This is a genomic window from Kaistella flava (ex Peng et al. 2021) (assembly GCF_015191005.1).
Taxonomy (GTDB): Bacteria; Bacteroidota; Bacteroidia; order Flavobacteriales; family Weeksellaceae; genus Kaistella; species Kaistella flava.
In genome coordinates this window covers 255,853-272,877 of record NZ_CP040442.1, presented here as the reverse complement: position 1 = coordinate 272,877, position 17,025 = coordinate 255,853, and the positions used below count along the sequence as shown (strand labels likewise).

16 protein-coding genes are annotated in these 17,025 nt (G+C 35.6%); 3 read left to right on the top strand and 13 right to left on the bottom strand.

Annotated elements, in window-relative coordinates; genetic code table 11:
• Positions 1 to 55 precede the first annotated feature (55 nt).
• The 11 genes from Q73A0000_RS01210 to Q73A0000_RS01160 all read right to left on the bottom strand — a co-directional run bounded on the left by Q73A0000_RS01210 (position 56) and on the right by Q73A0000_RS01160 (position 9,805).
• The gene (locus Q73A0000_RS01210) at positions 56 to 2,308 is read right to left on the bottom strand and encodes a TonB-dependent receptor (protein ID WP_193812273.1); all 2,253 of its coding nucleotides are present in this window, start codon (positions 2,306 to 2,308) and stop codon (positions 56 to 58) included.
• A 12-nt stretch (positions 2,309 to 2,320) separates the two neighbouring features.
• Positions 2,321 to 3,220 carry an urea transporter gene (locus Q73A0000_RS01205; protein WP_193812272.1) on the bottom strand — a complete coding sequence of 300 codons (900 nt, stop codon included), beginning with the start codon at positions 3,218 to 3,220 and terminating at the stop codon, positions 2,321 to 2,323.
• Between the two features lie 140 nt (positions 3,221 to 3,360).
• Positions 3,361 to 4,062 (bottom strand): hypothetical protein, encoded by a 702-nt coding sequence (locus tag Q73A0000_RS01200; protein WP_193812271.1) that lies wholly within the window; start codon positions 4,060 to 4,062, stop codon positions 3,361 to 3,363.
• A 15-nt stretch (positions 4,063 to 4,077) separates the two neighbouring features.
• On the bottom strand, positions 4,078 to 4,866 hold the full coding sequence (locus tag Q73A0000_RS01195; protein WP_193812270.1) for an urease accessory protein UreD: 789 nt from the start codon (positions 4,864 to 4,866) through the stop codon (positions 4,078 to 4,080).
• A complete protein-coding gene (ureG, locus tag Q73A0000_RS01190) occupies positions 4,867 to 5,505 on the bottom strand; it encodes an urease accessory protein UreG (protein WP_193812269.1) in 639 nt (212 codons plus the stop codon).
• A gap of 31 nt (positions 5,506 to 5,536) precedes the next feature.
• Positions 5,537 to 6,226 (bottom strand): urease accessory protein UreF, encoded by a 690-nt coding sequence (locus tag Q73A0000_RS01185; protein WP_193812268.1) that lies wholly within the window; start codon positions 6,224 to 6,226, stop codon positions 5,537 to 5,539.
• 1 nt (position 6,227) lies between these two features.
• Positions 6,228 to 6,740: an urease accessory protein UreE gene (gene ureE, locus Q73A0000_RS01180; protein WP_193812267.1), complete on the bottom strand. Its 513-nt coding sequence runs from the start codon at positions 6,738 to 6,740 to the stop codon at positions 6,228 to 6,230.
• A 128-nt stretch (positions 6,741 to 6,868) separates the two neighbouring features.
• Positions 6,869 to 8,590 carry an urease subunit alpha gene (gene ureC / locus Q73A0000_RS01175; RefSeq protein WP_193812266.1) on the bottom strand — a complete coding sequence of 574 codons (1,722 nt, stop codon included), beginning with the start codon at positions 8,588 to 8,590 and terminating at the stop codon, positions 6,869 to 6,871.
• A 1-nt stretch (position 8,591) separates the two neighbouring features.
• Entirely contained in the window at positions 8,592 to 8,960 is a 369-nt protein-coding gene (gene ureB / locus Q73A0000_RS01170; protein WP_193812265.1) for an urease subunit beta, read from the bottom strand.
• Between the two features lie 11 nt (positions 8,961 to 8,971).
• Positions 8,972 to 9,274: an urease subunit gamma gene (gene ureA, locus Q73A0000_RS01165; protein WP_193812264.1), complete on the bottom strand. Its 303-nt coding sequence runs from the start codon at positions 9,272 to 9,274 to the stop codon at positions 8,972 to 8,974.
• A 156-nt stretch (positions 9,275 to 9,430) separates the two neighbouring features.
• Positions 9,431 to 9,805 (bottom strand): hypothetical protein, encoded by a 375-nt coding sequence (locus tag Q73A0000_RS01160; protein WP_193812263.1) that lies wholly within the window; start codon positions 9,803 to 9,805, stop codon positions 9,431 to 9,433.
• Positions 9,806 to 10,811: 1,006 nt separating this feature from the next.
• Here Q73A0000_RS01160 and Q73A0000_RS01155 point away from each other — a divergent pair.
• Entirely contained in the window at positions 10,812 to 12,887 is a 2,076-nt protein-coding gene (locus tag Q73A0000_RS01155) for a BCCT family transporter (protein ID WP_244140778.1), read from the top strand.
• Between the two features lie 231 nt (positions 12,888 to 13,118).
• Positions 13,119 to 13,619, top strand: a complete 501-nt coding sequence (locus tag Q73A0000_RS01150; RefSeq protein WP_193812262.1) for a peptidylprolyl isomerase — start codon at positions 13,119 to 13,121, stop codon at positions 13,617 to 13,619.
• Between the two features lie 69 nt (positions 13,620 to 13,688).
• Here Q73A0000_RS01150 and Q73A0000_RS01145 read toward each other — a convergent pair whose 3' ends face one another.
• The gene (locus Q73A0000_RS01145; RefSeq protein ID WP_193812261.1) at positions 13,689 to 14,270 is read right to left on the bottom strand and encodes a hypothetical protein; all 582 of its coding nucleotides are present in this window, start codon (positions 14,268 to 14,270) and stop codon (positions 13,689 to 13,691) included.
• A gap of 165 nt (positions 14,271 to 14,435) precedes the next feature.
• Between Q73A0000_RS01145 and Q73A0000_RS01140 the strand changes: the two genes are divergently transcribed.
• Positions 14,436 to 15,260, top strand: a complete 825-nt coding sequence (locus tag Q73A0000_RS01140) for an alpha/beta hydrolase (RefSeq protein WP_193812260.1) — start codon at positions 14,436 to 14,438, stop codon at positions 15,258 to 15,260.
• Positions 15,261 to 15,275: 15 nt separating this feature from the next.
• Here Q73A0000_RS01140 and Q73A0000_RS01135 read toward each other — a convergent pair whose 3' ends face one another.
• Positions 15,276 to 16,985 carry an ATP-binding protein gene (locus Q73A0000_RS01135; protein WP_193812259.1) on the bottom strand — a complete coding sequence of 570 codons (1,710 nt, stop codon included), beginning with the start codon at positions 16,983 to 16,985 and terminating at the stop codon, positions 15,276 to 15,278.
• Positions 16,986 to 17,025: the final 40 nt, after the last annotated feature.

Genomic DNA, 17,025 nt, shown 5'->3' with positions numbered 1-17,025 from the left:
AGTTTTAAAAAAAATAAATACAAATTTAGTGCTGGAAATAAATCAGTACCTGATCTTAAAACTTGTAATAAACTCCCATTTTTATTCCGAATGGGTTTCCTGGCGTATATGTTAAATCTGTAACAGATTGCTGTTCGTTCCTCAACTGGGTTTCGGTCGCGAATTGCGCTTCATTCCAGTTGACGTTAAAAAGGTTATTCGCTTGTAGATTAGCGCCCCATTTTGGACGGTTATAAGAAAGCATTAAATCATTAACGAAATACGCTTTTGTGCGGATACCGTCTTCTTCGTCGGCAGGTCTGGCACCTAAATAGCGGTACTGAAGCCCTAAAGAAAAACCATTTAGAAAATCCCAGTTTACAGATCCTGTACTCGTGATTACTGGAGCGAGCGGCACATAATCTTGTCCTTTTTCTTCGTCTACGAATCTTGCGTGAGAATAATTAAAATCAGCATTAATATAAATATTCTGCAACGGCTGAAAGCGGATGCCAAGATCAGCACCGTAACGTCTGGATCTGCCTGAAGGTTCGACAACTGCATCGTCTCCAACATAAACAAATTCCTGTTGTAAAGACATATACCACAAAGTTGGCGTAATGATCAATGATTTGAAAGGATGTAACCGTACTCCCAAATCTCCACCTACGGAATAGGGCAATATTTTGTCTCCGTTTTCCTGTACAACTACTCTTATATCATTGGAGTGAAAACCCATTCCAGTTTTTAAGAACCACAATACATTGTCATTGACCGCATAGGAGAAATTTAATTTAGGACTCACTCTTGTTGCTTCATCAGATTGTCCGGAAGGAAGCTGATCGATATTCAATAAATCATGCATATTGAAAATAAAGTGATCCACTCTTAAAGCAGGATTCACGGTCCATTTTCCTGTTTTCCAGATTAAGCCGGAAAAAGCATGAAGATTGGTTTCTGTTCCGGTAACATTCGAAAGACGATCGAGCAACAAATCTCTGTGATAAACGTGATTCAACTGCAATGTATTAATATCATCGTTTCTAAAACCAACTCCGGAAATCCAGTCAACTGTACCATTATTAAGAGTAAAATTCTTCGTATACTTTACCTCTGTACCATAAATATTTCTGCCGTCGGTTTGTTGAATTTCATCACCGTTATCTTTATCGTGTAAATAAAAAGTAAAATCGGAATAGAGATTAAAATTATATTTTGAATACCAAGCCATCGCATCGATTTGTTCAGACGGTGAAATGATATGTTTATAATTCATCTGAAGATTAGTACGAGAAGTTTTTCCTCCTTCTGTAGGATCAATACTTCCCCATCGATCTATGATTCCTTCATCAACAGCACGTTCAGGGATTTGTCCGGAAGCATTCCAGCTGGAATTAAAGGTAGAAAACTGAAGATTAAAATAATCGTTATCGGTCAACCATTGGTTATATTTACCGAAAATATTGACTCTGTTAAAGTTCTGTTTTACATCGAAAGGCCCATCGGCATAATTATATTCCGTTGCAATATAAGCGCCTTTTCTACCTGTTTCATCGTTTAGAATATTAAACATTCCTAATATTCTTTTGGAATTAAAAGAGCCGCCTTCTAATTTCACCATGCTATTTTTCAACCTGTTATACGTTTGAAAATCAACATAACCGGCAGTATCAAAATCACCGCGATCCATGTAATAAGCTCCTTTTCCAAAATCAATATTGTTAACGGTTTCAGGAATCACAAAGTGTAAATCAGAATATCCCTGTCCATGTGCATGGGAAACAATATTTACAGGCATTCCATCTACATTAACGCTTACATCTGTTCCGTGGTCAGCATCAAAACCTCTTAAAAAAAGCTGTTCTGCTTTCCCTCCACCTGCGTGCTGCGCAATAAACAATCCCGGTACTTTACGGAGTAAATCCTGCGCGGAATTTACTGGAGATTTATTAAGATCAACCTTGGTAATTGCCGATAAAAAGGAACTGTGATTAATAGCTACTTCCGAGATCTGAAAAGGTTTATGCTGCATAAAAATAACATTATTTTTAGCTTCATTATCCTGAACAATCCATTTCACATCGTCATAACCTGGATGACTGATTACAAGAGTATCCGGTAATGATTTTAAAGAAAATTTGAAAGATCCGTCGGTCGCTGAATGTTCATGACTGGTGCCTTGATTATATTGAAGCAAGACTCCTGAAATCGGAGTTTTTTCGTCTGCATCTTTAACTACGATCTGTTTTTCTGTGATTTTCTCCTGTGCAGAGATTACTCCGTTAAGAGAAACTGCAAGAAAAACAATAGCTGCTTTATTAAACTTCATCCTATTTTTTAATTATTTAACAATCATTTTTTTTAATGGAATAATTCCTTTTTGTATAAGAAGCGTAATCCAGGTCCCAACAACAAAAGGAAAAGTAAGCACTCCACCTACCGGACTAAGAACCTCAAAGTCAATTAATAAATCATCAACTGCAACGGTAATTACTACTGCAATAAGCACCCAAAAACCATCTGCTTTTTTGAAGCCTGAAAAAACAATTGCCGAAAGTACGGCATTAAAACCAAATAGTCCCATGTGAATTTCATCAATTGATTCCCCATTAAAATGAGAAATAGAGGATGCCAATAGCGATCCGGCCAAACCATAAAGTGCGGCAGCAGGAGAATTGATAAAAACGGCGATAAAGAAAATAATCCCCGAAAATAAGCTGCCCTGAAAGATTACTTCGCCAAACCCACTAATACTGGTAATAAAATCATCATAATCCACCGTTTCTATTTTTGCACTTATCATATCCGACGGTGGGATTTGCGTAAAATGGTGCAACGCAAAAACTACGATCCAGGTGATAATAATAAAAGGAAAAGTAAATACCGGAATTTTTCTCTTGATAAAAAAATGTTGGATGATACTTGCCAAGGCTCCACCGATGATAATAAGAATCCACACCAATAAGGTCGTTTGAAATATAAAAGATAAGGCAACGCCCACCAATGCTGCACTGAAACCGTATAAACCTGCGTCAATTTCAGATTTGTCATAATTCAGTTTCATGGCGATGAAAGTTCCGGCGCCAGTAGATAACAAAACGGCAATACCACCCTGCCAGCTTCCCATAAAAATACCGATGAGAAATAAAAGGCCGGTCCATCTGTTTTCCTGCAGCATAATCTGCCCGATTCCCTTTAGAACATTGTCTATAAAAGGTACTTTTTCGAAATATTTGTCCATAATTGTTTGTTGTATAATGTACAGCGTAAAGTGTACTAAGTTGAGATTTAAATAAGATTTGAAACGTTGAGGTTTTAATTAATAAATGATGAATTATTCAGCTTATTTTAGGTCAAATTTTCTGAAATTAAAAAGGTTCATTACCATCCCAAGAAAACCATTCCGATTCCGCACAAAGTTACTACAGCTCCACTTACCACTCCCATATAGCGTTCTAATTTTTCTGTATTAAATAATGATGAGTAACCATAGCGACCCAACAGAACCATTCCCAACATTGTTAAAACCGTAGTAATTGTAAAAGAACTTACTAAAACAAAGATTTCTGTCATGGAATGTTTCACTCCGGAATAAAAAAGCAATGGAATTAAAGGTTCACTTGGTCCCATTACAAAAATCATAAAAAGAACAAACGGTGTTACTTTTATTCTGTTCTGAGGTCTTACCACTTCGCCATGATTATGTTCAAAAACGTAAACATCATCTCCCATTACATCGAAATGCTTGTGCGGTCTGTTTCGAATTGCCTGAACGATTCCATAAATAAGATAGATCGCACCAAAAGTCAGCAATGCCCAGCCCGAAAAGTTTCCTCTCAGATCCTGAAACCAAGAAATTTTATTGAGCTGCCAACCTAAGAAAACGCCGATAAATCCCAGCACCAAAGAACTCATCACGTGACCAAATCCGCAAACTACCGTTAACATTGCAGTCTTTATACCGCTCCAGTTTTTCGATTTTGACAGAACGATAAAAGGCAGATAATGATCAGGCCCGGAGGCGGTATGTATAAAACTTATTGATATTGCACTCAATAAAAGTGCCCAAATTGTGCTGTCCATTTATTAATTATTTTTTTAATCTAATGCCCAAAGAATTTCCTGAATATGAACGAAGAAATTATACATTACTTCTCCACCATGTCCTAATCCTCTCACCACAAAACCGTTGTTTTCCATGGTTGATATTCCGATCTCCATTTCTTCATGATGAGCTTCTGCATCTTTAAGAATTCTTTCGATCAGTTCTCCAGTTTTCAACTCATCTTTAGTACTGTAAAAAATTAGCGTTCCCTGATGTGTGTACTGTTCCAGATTTCCGATACTTTTAATCGGAATCAAATCTGGCTGAATCAGTACGTTATCTTTAATGATTAATTTATTGTTGTGATAAATTTCCATTAAATTTTGGAAGCGTTTTAATTTAAAAACTTCTCCGTAATGTTTTCTACCGCACGTAATAATCTCGCTAATCACAATCTGACTGTTATTTCCGATATGAACTTTGGCCTCACTTTTAAAATTGGAATCTTCATGCGGAACTACCGGATGTGGAACGTAGGCAAAAGAAGTATCATCCTCCATCGAGACATTAATTTCCTGCAAAGCTTTATCTTTCATATTGAACAACCTTTGGTAAGACTGCGACTGCAGTTGAAGAGCTGTTCCTTTTTCCAGTGAAATATCTAAATGATAATGGTCTCCATCCAGAATTCCCGGAGATGAACTCATGATCATTTGATAGAGTTTGTTATCCGTTTTACGCTGTCCTACAGAAACTACACGGAAAGGCAGGGTTACGTAAAGGTCTTTTACATATGACTTTCCGTTTTTGAATCCGCAGGTTAAATTTAAATGGCAGTCCATCTATCTTACAAGATTTGGTTCTTCAACATCCTCGAGCAACGCATATTTTTTAATCCATCCAATCACGCTATCTAAACCTTCATCAGTTTTAAGATTGGTAAATATGAAAGGACTTCCATTTCTCATTCTTCTGGCGTCATTTTCCATTACTTCAAGACTAGCTCCCACGTACGGCGCAAGATCTATTTTATTAATGATTAAAAGATCTGAACGGGTAATTCCAGGTCCTCCTTTTCTAGGGATTTTCTCACCTTCAGCAACGTCAATAATAAAGATACTTACGTCTGCTAAATCTGGACTGAATGTAGCTGATAGATTATCACCACCGCTTTCAATTAGGATCATTTCAATTTCAGGGAAACGACCTGCTAACTCATCTACTGCTTCCAAATTCATACTTGCATCTTCCCGAATCGCAGTGTGCGGGCAACCTCCAGTTTCTACTCCGATAATTCTCTCAGGTGGCAAAAGACTATTTTTCGCCATAAATTCCGCATCTTCTTTGGTATAAATATCATTGGTAATTACGCCAAGATCATAATCACCAAACATTTTTCTGCTTAAACGTTCTAATAAAGCTGTTTTTCCTGATCCTACCGGTCCGGCAACTCCTATCTTGATATATTTTCTGTTTTCCATTTTTTTAATTAAATTAATTTTCTGTTTTTTTTTAAGACATATACAATCTTGAATATAAATTTTCATGCTGCATACAGCGAATATCAAAGGACGTATTACAAAGTCCTACCATATCCCGATCAAGCTCGATGGTTTCTGCCACTGTTTTTTCCATCACCGGATACATCGAGAATAAAATATCCTGACCGTCCAATTGTCCGAGTGGTACTAATTTCACGGCATTGGTAATCATTCCCGTTACAGAAGTGTAATAAAATCCGAGAAGCGCTTGATACAAAGGAATATCCATTTGACTTGCAAAAATTCCGAAGACGATACAATAATGAGAATTGGCTTCCTTATTCTGAATTGCTTTTTCAAAAGCTTCCATTATAGAAGAGTTTTCATTTCTCTTAAATATCTTGATTAAACGCAATCCCAATTTCTGGCTTGCTTGGCGAATTTCTTTCGGACATTTTAAAGCATTGCACTCGTTATCAAGTTTAATCAACAACTCCAGATTTCCTTCTTTTGCTGCTTCATAAGCTAATTTCACAAAAGCGCCGTCGTTATACTTTAAATTATACTGAAGCATGTTCTGTACAAATTCTGTTGCAGTCTGCCGATTGTGAACAATTCTTTTCTGTACATAAGTTTCTAACCCGTTTGAATGGGCGTAACCTCCGATCGGTAAAGTAGGATCGGAAATATGTAATAATCCTGCTAAAAAGTTCAAATTCATATTATTCATCTTTTGGAGAAGCCATTTTTAATATTTTAGTAAATATGGAGGAGCCTAAACTTCCATGACCATGAGGTTCAACATTTGATCTTAGCACATTAAGCAATTTCACCGAATGTCTTTCGGGATTAAATCCGCTCACTTCCAGCCATCTGAACATTGGCATTTCGAAAGGAAGCATCACTTTGTCATCCTGAATAAAAAGAGGAATATGTTTGTTCCCTATTTCATAGCATACGGTACCCATTTCCAGCATCGAAGAAGGAGTCATTACAATCGCTTCAGTTTCCAGGATGTTGACCACAATCACTTTTTCTGAGTTTTCAAAAAGAATATCACCTTCTCTTAATCGCTGACCTTCTCTGAGGAATTTAATGGCGACATCTGCTCCACTTCTTGTTTTTTTCCGCTGAATCCTTTTGGTGGATTCATACCACTCTAAATCGAGATAATCTATTGATCTTCCATTAAGCGGATATTCGGAAATATTACCTATTGTTTCATTAATTATCATTAATCTTCAATCTTTTTTAAAATTAAAATTCTTAGAAATTGCAATACCACGTTGAACCGCTAACTCCGGCTTCTTTTTTATTTATAAGAAAGGCTCGGCATGATTTCCGAGCCTTTAAACTCTATTATTTAGAATAGGTAGTATAACTGTGTTAGAGGAAGCTTAGTAGCAGGTTCACACGTAATGTATTCGCCATCTACTGTTACTCTGTAGTTTTCTGGATTTACATCGATCTCTGGAGTTTTATCATTATGGATCAAATCCTTTTTACCAATATTTCTACAGTTTTTCACTGGCAGAATCATTTTATCCAAACCATAAGATGCGATCTTCCCATTGTCTATTGAAATCTGAGAAACAAAAGTGGCACAAATTCCAAATTTAGCTTTACCATGAGCACCGAACATATTTCTGTAAATCACAGGTTGTGGTGTAGGAATAGAAGCATTAGGATCTCCCATTTTCGCACCTACTACAAAACCTCCTTTATAAATCATTTCGGGTTTCACTCCAAACAAAGCTGGTTTCCAAACTACTAAGTCAGCTAATTTACCTTCTTCAATCGATCCTACATATTCTGAAATACCGTGTGCGATTGCAGGGTTGATGGTATATTTTGCAACATATCTTTTGGCACGGTAGTTATCATTATCTGCATCTTTATCTTCTGGTAAGGCTCCTCTCTGCTCTTTCATTTTACTAGCCGTCTGCCAAGTTCTGGTGACCACTTCTCCGACTCTTCCCATTGCTTGAGAATCTGAACTCATGATACTGAATACGCCCATATCATGAAGAATATCTTCTGCCGCAATCGTTTCCGGACGGATTCTTGAATCAGCAAACGCTACATCTTCTGGAATGTCTTTACGTAAGTGATGGCAAACCATCAACATATCCAAATGTTCATCTACCGTATTAACCGTGTAAGGTCTTGTAGGATTTGTAGAAGCTGGGAGTACGTTAGGATACATCGCTGCTTTAATGATATCAGGTGCGTGACCACCTCCTGCTCCTTCGGTATGGAAGGTATGGATTGTACGTCCCGCAATCGCTTTCATCGTATCTTCTAAGAAACCTCCTTCATTCAAGGTATCCGTGTGGATTGCAACCTGAACATCATATTTATCAGCTACATTTAAAGCTGCATTAATTGTAGCTGTAGTTGCGCCCCAATCTTCATGAATCTTTACCCCTAAAGCTCCTGCTTCTATCTGCTCTTCAATCGGTCCTTCAGCAGCGCAGTTTCCTTTTCCAAAGAATCCAAAATTCATTGGATATTCTTCTGCTGCTTCAAGCATTTTCTGGATATTGAAACTTCCAGGTGTTACAGTCGTAGCGTGTGAACCGTCATTAGGCCCTGTACCACCACCAATCATCGTTGTAATACCGCTGTATAAAGCAGTATCGATTTGCTGCGGGGAGATATAGTGAATGTGGGTATCAATTCCACCTGCTGTAACAATCAATCCTTTTGCACCATGAATTTCGGTAGAAGCACCAATGATCATATTTGGGGTTACACCATCCATGGTATCAGGATTTCCTGCTTTACCAATACCGACAATTTTACCGTCTTTGATTCCTATATCTCCTTTTACAATTCCCCAGTGGTCAATAATCGTTGCGCCGGTAATACAAAGGTCCAGTACGCCGTCGTCTCTCATCGCACTTACATTTTGACCCATTCCGTCACGAATCGTTTTTCCTCCACCAAATACGGCTTCATCGCCATAATAGGTAAAATCTTTTTCGATTTCTATAATGATTTCAGTATCACCTAAGCGGATTTTATCTCCGGCTGTGGGGCCTAATATATTGGCGTATTGTTTTCTGTCTACGTTTAAACTCATCTTAAAAGTTTTTATAATTTAACTGTTGCGCTTTGGCAAGACTTTCTTTTTTCTGTTCTTCAGAATCGATTTGGCCATCTACGAGATTATTGAATCCCATTGCTCTTTTCGTTCCACCTATTTCTACAAGTGACACTTCTTTTTCCTCTCCCGGTTCAAAACGAACTGCGGTACTGGCAACGATATTCAATCTTTTCCCGAAGGCTTTTTCACGATCAAAACTCATGGCTTTATTCACTTCAAAAAAATGAAAATGCGAACCTACCTGAATTGGTCGGTCACCTGTATTGGTTACTTTTAAGGTCACCGTTTCCCTGCCTTCATTGCAGATAATAGTACCTTCTTTTACAAAAATTTGTCCTGGTATCATACTGTTGTGTTTTATCGGATTGGGTTGTGTACAGTTACAAGCTTGGTTCCGTCTGGGAAAGTTGCTTCGATTTGAACGTCGTGGATCATCTCTGCAACGCCAGGCATTACATCATCTATGGTCAGAAGTTTTGCGCCTTCCTGCATGAGGTCTGCTACTCGTTTACCATCTCTGGCACCTTCCATCAAAAAGTGGCTTATGAGCGCTACGGATTCAGGATAATTTAGTTTAAGACCTCTAGCCCTTCTTTTAAGAGCCAGCTCACCAGCCATATGGAGCATGAGCTTTTCTGTTTCTCTTGGAGTTAAATGCATATTATTATATTTTTAAAGTTGAAAGTCCGTTGATTTGTTCGCCTTTATGAAAAAAGGCAAATGAATGGATCGCTAAAAATTAGAAATGGAAATTGCTTTAAATATTTGTAGGTCAATACAAATCACAGCAAGCCTCTGCTTAAAAAGGAAATTTTATCAGCCGGCTATTTTTAACGCATGATATAGAATATATCGAGGCATTGCGGTGTAGTTGTGATTGTGAACAGCAATAGGCTGCGTATTACAAAAATAAATTCTTAAAAAAGAATCCTTATATTTTTGAATAATCGCAGAAAAACCAAATTTTGCTATTTCAAGTTCCTCACAATCTGAATCTGAATCATCAGTGGTATTCTCTTGGACGTAAAACCCAGTTGGACTCTGATAATCTAAGTTTTGTACGGTGCTATTTCTGGAAATATTTTCCGAAAATGATTGAACATTATCATTATGATGAGCCTGCATACCTGCACACAAAGCTGTGAAGAACAGCAGAAAAGTGAATAGGAAATATCTTTTATTCAGTCTCATAATGATTAAGCAAAAGTAATCCAATCCAAATATTCTGCCTATCAAAAAGGCAATTTAAAATGTTCAAAATCGTGACAAAACGAAACAGATCTTATTCATAAATATATTTAAATCTTTTAAACCAAACGCTTCGCGCCCTTACCAACTATGACAAATACATCATTTTATTTTCTTTGAAATTAACGCTAACGTGCTTACTAATAAATACATTTAATCGTATAAATAATGAACAAAGCTGATTTTAAAAAATACGGGTGAAAAAAATGACGTTGATTATAATTGGAAAAAACAGAAATCGTTATTACTTTCAATATTAGGAATACCAATAAAAAAAATATGTCGTGCTACCGTACTATAAAAATCGTTTGTAAATCGATATTTCTGTACGTCATACCATAAGAATATTTGGTCCTTAAGAGCTCAACAAATATAGGGAAATCTTGCTATATATTTAATTTTTGAAACATAAAACGTTGGTAATCAAAAAGGACGATAAGAAAAAATATGCTATAAAATTTTGTACTTTCTTTTATTAATGGGAGTTTAAGTAGAAAAATCATTTAAAAATCAGATGCAGTAAATATCATTTCTAGCTACTAGTTCTTCCAAAAACCTTCCTTTAGCAAGTGAAATAAATAAAGAATTACCAATTTTTTACTCTGATTTATGAATTAATCTCCTGTTTTTACAATATAAATTACAGTCAATTCAGTAAGAGAAAATATTAATCAGCTATTTTAATTCGTCATTTTTCCTATTTCTATTGAACTATTTTTAAAAGGCCTGCAAAACTACAGCTCAAAATGTTTTTCATCAATTTTTCCAAAACCTTTTAAATAACAATCTCTTTATCTGACAGTTGCCGACCTAAATTTTAAAATAAAAATTATATTTTTCCGATATTTTTAGTAATTTTATAGTCATTAATTTGTCAGTTGATTTTATGTTTCTCAGATTTGTAGTTCATTTTTAGTGAATTCGAGAGCTACTTTTTAAAGATTCAACAATGAGTTCCGCAAAGTTCGGAACAGCGCTATCTCTTCTTCCGTCCGCTTTATTATCAACCAAAAAAACTATTTTTATGTTTAAATCTACTTTGAACAAGGGAATATTTATACCGAGCATGGTATTTATATTACTTGTTTCCATCATATCAGTTCTCTACCCAGAAATGGCTGACAAAATATTGAATGTCATTAAAAATTTCATTTTTGTGAATCTCAATTGGGTCTACGTTTGGTCAGTAACCTGTTTTGTTATTTTTCTGGTTTATCTTTTATTTAGCAAGTATGGAAACATTCGCCTCGGCGATAATGACAGCAGACCAGAACATTCTTTCTTTTCCTGGATCGCAATGCTATTTTCTGCAGGTATGGGAATCGGATTGATGTATTTTGGAGTCGCCGAGCCGATGCAGCATTATACCTCTGAAGTCTTTGGTTTAGAACATTACGTCAATAAAGCAAAGAATGCTCAACTCTACTCTTTCTTTCATTGGGGAATTCATGCCTGGGCAATTTATGGGTTGGTAGGTTTAGCACTTTCCTATTTTGCTTATCGTCTTAAACTGCCTTTATCCTTAAGAAGTTGTTTCTATCCACTTTTAAAAAATAAAACTGATGGCGCCTGGGGAAATGTGATTGACGTATTTGCACTTTGCAGCACCTTTTTTGGAATCACGACGACTTTAGGTTTTGGAGTCGTTCAGATCAATTCTGGTTTACAGTTTTTACATATTGTTCCAGATACCAGTTTTATTTATCAAATTCTTATCGTCGGAGTTTTAGTATCTCTGGCTGTCATATCAGCGTTAACCGGCGTTGATAAAGGAATTAAATTACTAAGTAATATCAACGTAATATTAGTAGTTGGTCTGCTTTTGTTTGTCTTAATGTTAGGTCCAACTGTTTTTTTGATTGGAAGTTTTACGGAAGGTCTGGGTAATTATATCAACAACTTTTTTAATTTAACCTTCGGCACTCACGTTTATGATAAAGCTGCGTTGCCTTGGTTTTATGACTGGACGATACTCTACTGGGCTTGGTGGATTTCCTGGTCGCCGTACGTGGGACTTTTTATCGCTAAAATATCTAAAGGCAGAACGATCCGTGAATTTATTGTTGCCGTATTAGTCATTCCATCTTTGTTCAATTTTATCTGGATGACTGTTTTTGGAAACAGTGCGATTTGGTTTGACATGAATATTGGCAAAGGTGCTCTAAGTGCCGTAGCTGGAAATCCAGATGCGCTGATGTTTCAGTTTTTAGAATACTTACCCTTATCGACCATTGCGAGTTTTATGACCATCCTTATTGTGATCATCTTTTTTGTGACTTCGGCAGATTCGGGTATTTTCGTAATGAATAGTATCGCTACTAAAAATGCAGTAAAATCTCCGAAATGGCAAACCATTTTATGGGGAGGATTATTAGCAATATTGGCTTTATTACTTCTTAATGCTGGTGGTTTAAAAGCTTTACAAAGTATGACGCTGATTACTGCTTTACCATTTTCAATCATCATGTTATTATTTATTGTAAGTTTATTAAAAGCGTTGAGCATCGACCAATCTTACTATGACCGTTCCTTCTCAAAAGCCACTGTTCCATGGTCGGGGAGATTATGGAAAGAACGATTAAAACTTATTGTGGCCACGAAAGACCGCAAATCTGTAGACTTTTTTATAGGTACTTTAGTGAAGCAGGCTTTCACCGATTTGCAGACAGAGTTCGCAGCAAATGGAATTGTAGCCAATATTAACCATCACACAAATCCTGTTAAGATTGAACTGGAAATTAAATATGATGTGATTAACAATTTCATCTACGGAGTAGAAACGACTTCAAAAAAGGTTTCTAATTTTTTGATTGACGAAGATAATCTTCCAGAAGTTCAAGAAAAGGGAGCCTTCTTTCCCATAGCCTATTTTGGAGATACCAGAGAGAGTTATGACATTCAATATTTTACTAAAAATGAATTAATTTCAGATGTACTAAAACATTACGATCGGTTTATGGATATTGTCTCAGAAGAGCGCAACGAAATGTTTGTCAGCAGCAATTCTAATGAGAAAGCAGATTAATTAAATTTTAGAAAATATCTGTGATGATATGAAGGCAAAAACGAATGAAAAAGCACAACCCTTTCCGGTAAAGAATAATTAAAAGTTGATACTATTCAAATAAAAATAAGTTTTGAAGAAAAAAGAACAGAACCATTTTATTTCAATTTAGTACTTTTGCAAATAATTACATTGCACGAAAACATACAATTATAATAAGAGGATTTAGAAATTCTCAATAACATTTATCTCATGACAATAGACAAAAATCACGTAGTAGCATTACATTACACGTTAAACGCCATTGAAGAAAATGGTGAAAAGACTTTCATTGAAAAAACAGATATCGAAAACCCTTTCACTTTTTTATACGGAGTTGGAATGATGTTGCCGAAGTTTGAAGAAAACATCGCAGGAATGGTTGCAGGCGACAAAAAATCTTTCACGATCAAACCCGAAGAAGGTTATGGTGATAAAATGGAAAATGCAGTAACTCAGTTGCCACTTGCAATGTTTGAGCAATCTGGAATGCCGCCTGTAGGAGCGATGTTGCCTTTACAAGACGCACAAGGAAATCATTTAAGTGGTGTTGTTATGGAAGTAACTCCAGAAGCTGTAATTGTTGATCTTAACCATCCAATGGCTGGAAAAACTTTACACTTCGATATTGAAGTAGCTTCAACCAGACCGGCAACCGAAGAAGAATTGGCGCATGGTCACGCTCACGGCGTTGATGGTACCGAAGAACATTAATTGGATTTTTTTCTCAATATAAAAGCTACGAATTTGTCGTAGCTTTTTTTTATTTGCAAAAGATATAAATTACGCCGTTAGTAACATCTCGTTTTTATAGAGTTTCCAGCGATTTCCTTTATTTTCAAAAAAGTAGATCTCAACCTTCCCGCCATGTCTACCTTCCTGAAGATTTGACTCTCGAACAATCACAAATCCCTTTTTTAATTTTTTATCAATATAAAAATTTGAAAAACTTACTTCTATATAATCTCTATCTTTAATTTCTTGTTGATCTTCTATTAATTTTACATTTCTTTTGCTTGGAAATTTTTCAAGAACAAAGCTGACATATTCTGTATTTTCGTTGATATTAAAACCTTCTTTATTTAAAAATTCATAAAGTTCTTTTTTACAATTTTCAACCAAATTTAAGCCTTCCATTTCTACAATAGAACCACAATGCTCATCAATAAAATCACTTCCACCAACTTTTTTAATGAGGAATATCTGAGTGTTTTCAGGAGAAATCGTATATAAATTGGAAACAAATAAATCTGCATTATCATTAATAATACTTTCACTTATTTCTTTTCGCTCATTATTATCACTACAACTTGCGAAAAAACACAACATGAACAATACGCTTAAATATTTAAAATTTTTAGTCATACTGATTTTCTAAATTAATTATTACATCTTTTTCTAATCCTATCATTTCTAAAATTTATATTCTCAGTTGCTCATTTAAGATAAAACTAATATAGCGTTTTTACAATAAAAATTAGTTTTGAATATTATGAGAACCAAATTCGTTAAAAACTCGTATTTTTATTTATGCGAAAAATTATTTACCTCAGTTTCGGACTATTACTATTTATGAGTTGCCAATCTATAAAATACAAAGATGTAGTTTATGCAAAATCTTCAGATCATGAAGATTTGAAGCTGAATATTTTTGTTCCTAAAAACGCTCAAAATAAAAAGCTGCCTGTTCTCCTTTTTGTTCACGGTGGAAACTGGAACAGTGGAAATAAAGATCAATACGGTTTCTTCGGTCGGAACTTTGCGAAGAAAGACGTGATCACCGTTATTCCGGATTATACTTTAAGTCCAAAAGCGAATGTTGATCAAATGACAACTGAAATTGCAGAAGTTATAAAATTTGTACAGAAGAACATTTCAGAATATCATGGCGATTCCACTAAACTATTTGTAACAGGACATTCTGCGGGCGCACAACTGGTTGCTTCTGCAGTTTTAAATCCAAAGTTTGGTGTTCCTGAAAATTCGATTTCCGGAATTATTTTAAATGACGGAGCCGGAATTGACATGAAAAATTATTTAGAAAAATATCCTCCGACCTCAAAAGATGATTATATCGCAACCTGGAGTACAAATCCTGATAACTGGTATCAAGCCTCTCCTATCAATTTCCTGGATAAAAATTCGCCGCCGTTTTTAATATATGTCGGTACTAAAACTTATCCGTCGATTACGACTGCAAATGAACATTTCCTTAAAAAGCTAAATGAATTTCAGCCTGAGGTCAAGCCAATCTTTTTAAAAAAGAAACATATTCCAATGATGCTGCAATATTTCTGGCCGTGGAGTGATCGGTTTACGGAAACAATTGATTTCATGAAAAAGAATAAAAAGTAAAAAGTTTTTTTCAAATTACAAAGTCATCCAAAAAGTGCTCCCTTCATTTACCGTGCTTTGTACACCGATTTCGCCACCCTGTTTTTCTATAAAATTTTTGCTGATGGCCAATCCAAGTCCGGTTCCATTTTGATGATCTTCTGGAACTTGAAAGTAGCGTTCAAAAACCTTAGTCTGGTATTTTTGATCGATCCCTTCTCCAAAATCTTGTACAGAAAACTTAATTTTATCATCAATTTTTTCTGTCGAAACAATAATTTCCTGTCCTGCTTTAGAATGTTTAATGGCATTACTCAGAAAATTATTCAGCACCCAAACTGTTTTATCAAAGTCGGCTTTTACAGTTTCTTCCTGTGTCGTTTTAAAGTTCGAAATGAGGACGATTTCTTTATTTTCTGCGATGGTCAAATTATTAGACAAAGCCGTTTTTACCAAATCAGCGACATTACAATCTTTAATGTCCAAGCGGATATTTCCACTTTCTGCCTGCGAAAGATTCAGTAATTCACCAGTGATACTGAGTAATCGTTCACCATCTTCCTCGATGCTTTTTAATAATTCTTTTTGCTGTTCGTTCAGCAAACCAAACTTCTCATTTTTCAGCAATTGAGTTCCCATTTTCATAGAAGAAATCGGTGTTTTTAATTCATGAGAAACTGTGGCGATAAAGTTGGTTTTCGCAAAATCAAGTTCTTTATGAGCAGTCACATTCCGCAGTAAAATAACTTTTCCGGCTTCTTTTTTTTCAGTTTCTCCAGTCGGAATTATATTGATGGGAATAATTTCCTGTTCGAAATAACTTTCTTTATTATCAGCAAAAATTTTCATGGGTGAATCGGCTCTATTTTTTTTAGGTACATTTTGTAAAAGTTCCCGTAATAAATCATTATGTACAGCAATATCAGACGCAGATTTCCCGAGGATATCTTCGCGCACCAATCCTGAAATTTTCAAAGCTTCCTCATTAATAAAGTTGATGGAATTATTTTCGTCCAATCCAATCACTGGATCATGCATATTGGCGATCAGCATTTCCACGCGCTTTTTATCCATCAACTGTTTGTATAAACTGCTGCTTTGATATTCCTCTAACTTTTCGGCCATCGAATTAAAAGAATTTGCCAAATCTTCAAACTCTAAACTGCCTTCAAAATGAACGCGTTCATGATAGTTTTTATTCGCTATCTGCTTGATACTTTCCGTCAATTCCCGAATTGGACGGGCAATATTTTCGGGCAAGTTAAAAAGCAGTGTAAAGGCAATTAAAAAACAAACGGTACCCAAAGAAATCACCCAAGTAATCGCAGTTTGGGATGTCGCAATAGCTGTATCACTTTTCTGAACAATTGCATTCATGTTCAGCCTCATAATTTCGACCAAATCATTTCTGATGAGTTTTTCACGTTCAACATTTTTAGTGTTGAGAAAATTTTGAAAATGACCTGACAAACTTAAATAAGCATCTTTCTCTCCATTTTCAGTGAGGTTTTTACTTTCCTGCACCAGATTATCTTTAAAAATAATGGTCTGTGTTTTATCGGCCGGAATTTTATCTAAAGCCAACATCATATTTTTCGCATATTCCAGCGAGTTATAATTGGCAATTAATATCTTTTCTGTATCTGATTTTTGCTTATAAATATTGACTGAACTAATAATAGACAGCAAAACAATCATCAGGAATAAGAGTCCTACACCGAGCGTGAGTTTGGTTTTAATTTTCATTGTGATACCTTAAATAATTAAATTTTTAAAGAAATAATCT

Excerpts from the sequence above, each read along its gene's own strand:
- ureB (WP_193812265.1), bottom strand. The coding sequence starts at position 8,960 with ATGATACCAGGACAAATTTTTGTAAAAGAAGGTACTATTATCTGCAAT.
- ureA (WP_193812264.1), bottom strand. The coding sequence starts at position 9,274 with ATGCATTTAACTCCAAGAGAAACAGAAAAGCTCATGCTCCATATGGCT.
- ureC (WP_193812266.1), bottom strand. The coding sequence starts at position 8,590 with ATGAGTTTAAACGTAGACAGAAAACAATACGCCAATATATTAGGCCCC.
- ureE (WP_193812267.1), bottom strand. The coding sequence starts at position 6,740 with ATGATAATTAATGAAACAATAGGTAATATTTCCGAATATCCGCTTAAT.
- Q73A0000_RS01140 (WP_193812260.1), top strand. The coding sequence starts at position 14,436 with ATGCGAAAAATTATTTACCTCAGTTTCGGACTATTACTATTTATGAGT.
- Q73A0000_RS01205 (WP_193812272.1), bottom strand. The coding sequence starts at position 3,220 with ATGGACAAATATTTCGAAAAAGTACCTTTTATAGACAATGTTCTAAAG.
- Q73A0000_RS01185 (WP_193812268.1), bottom strand. The coding sequence starts at position 6,226 with ATGAATTTGAACTTTTTAGCAGGATTATTACATATTTCCGATCCTACT.
- Q73A0000_RS01195 (WP_193812270.1), bottom strand. The coding sequence starts at position 4,866 with ATGGACTGCCATTTAAATTTAACCTGCGGATTCAAAAACGGAAAGTCA.
- Q73A0000_RS01150 (WP_193812262.1), top strand. The coding sequence starts at position 13,119 with ATGACAATAGACAAAAATCACGTAGTAGCATTACATTACACGTTAAAC.
- Q73A0000_RS01155 (WP_244140778.1), top strand. The coding sequence starts at position 10,812 with ATGAGTTCCGCAAAGTTCGGAACAGCGCTATCTCTTCTTCCGTCCGCT.
- Q73A0000_RS01210 (WP_193812273.1), bottom strand. The coding sequence starts at position 2,308 with ATGAAGTTTAATAAAGCAGCTATTGTTTTTCTTGCAGTTTCTCTTAAC.
- ureG (WP_193812269.1), bottom strand. The coding sequence starts at position 5,505 with ATGGAAAACAGAAAATATATCAAGATAGGAGTTGCCGGACCGGTAGGA.
- Q73A0000_RS01160 (WP_193812263.1), bottom strand. The coding sequence starts at position 9,805 with ATGAGACTGAATAAAAGATATTTCCTATTCACTTTTCTGCTGTTCTTC.
- Q73A0000_RS01145 (WP_193812261.1), bottom strand. The coding sequence starts at position 14,270 with ATGACTAAAAATTTTAAATATTTAAGCGTATTGTTCATGTTGTGTTTT.
- Q73A0000_RS01200 (WP_193812271.1), bottom strand. The coding sequence starts at position 4,062 with ATGGACAGCACAATTTGGGCACTTTTATTGAGTGCAATATCAATAAGT.
- Q73A0000_RS01135 (WP_193812259.1), bottom strand. The coding sequence starts at position 16,985 with ATGAAAATTAAAACCAAACTCACGCTCGGTGTAGGACTCTTATTCCTG.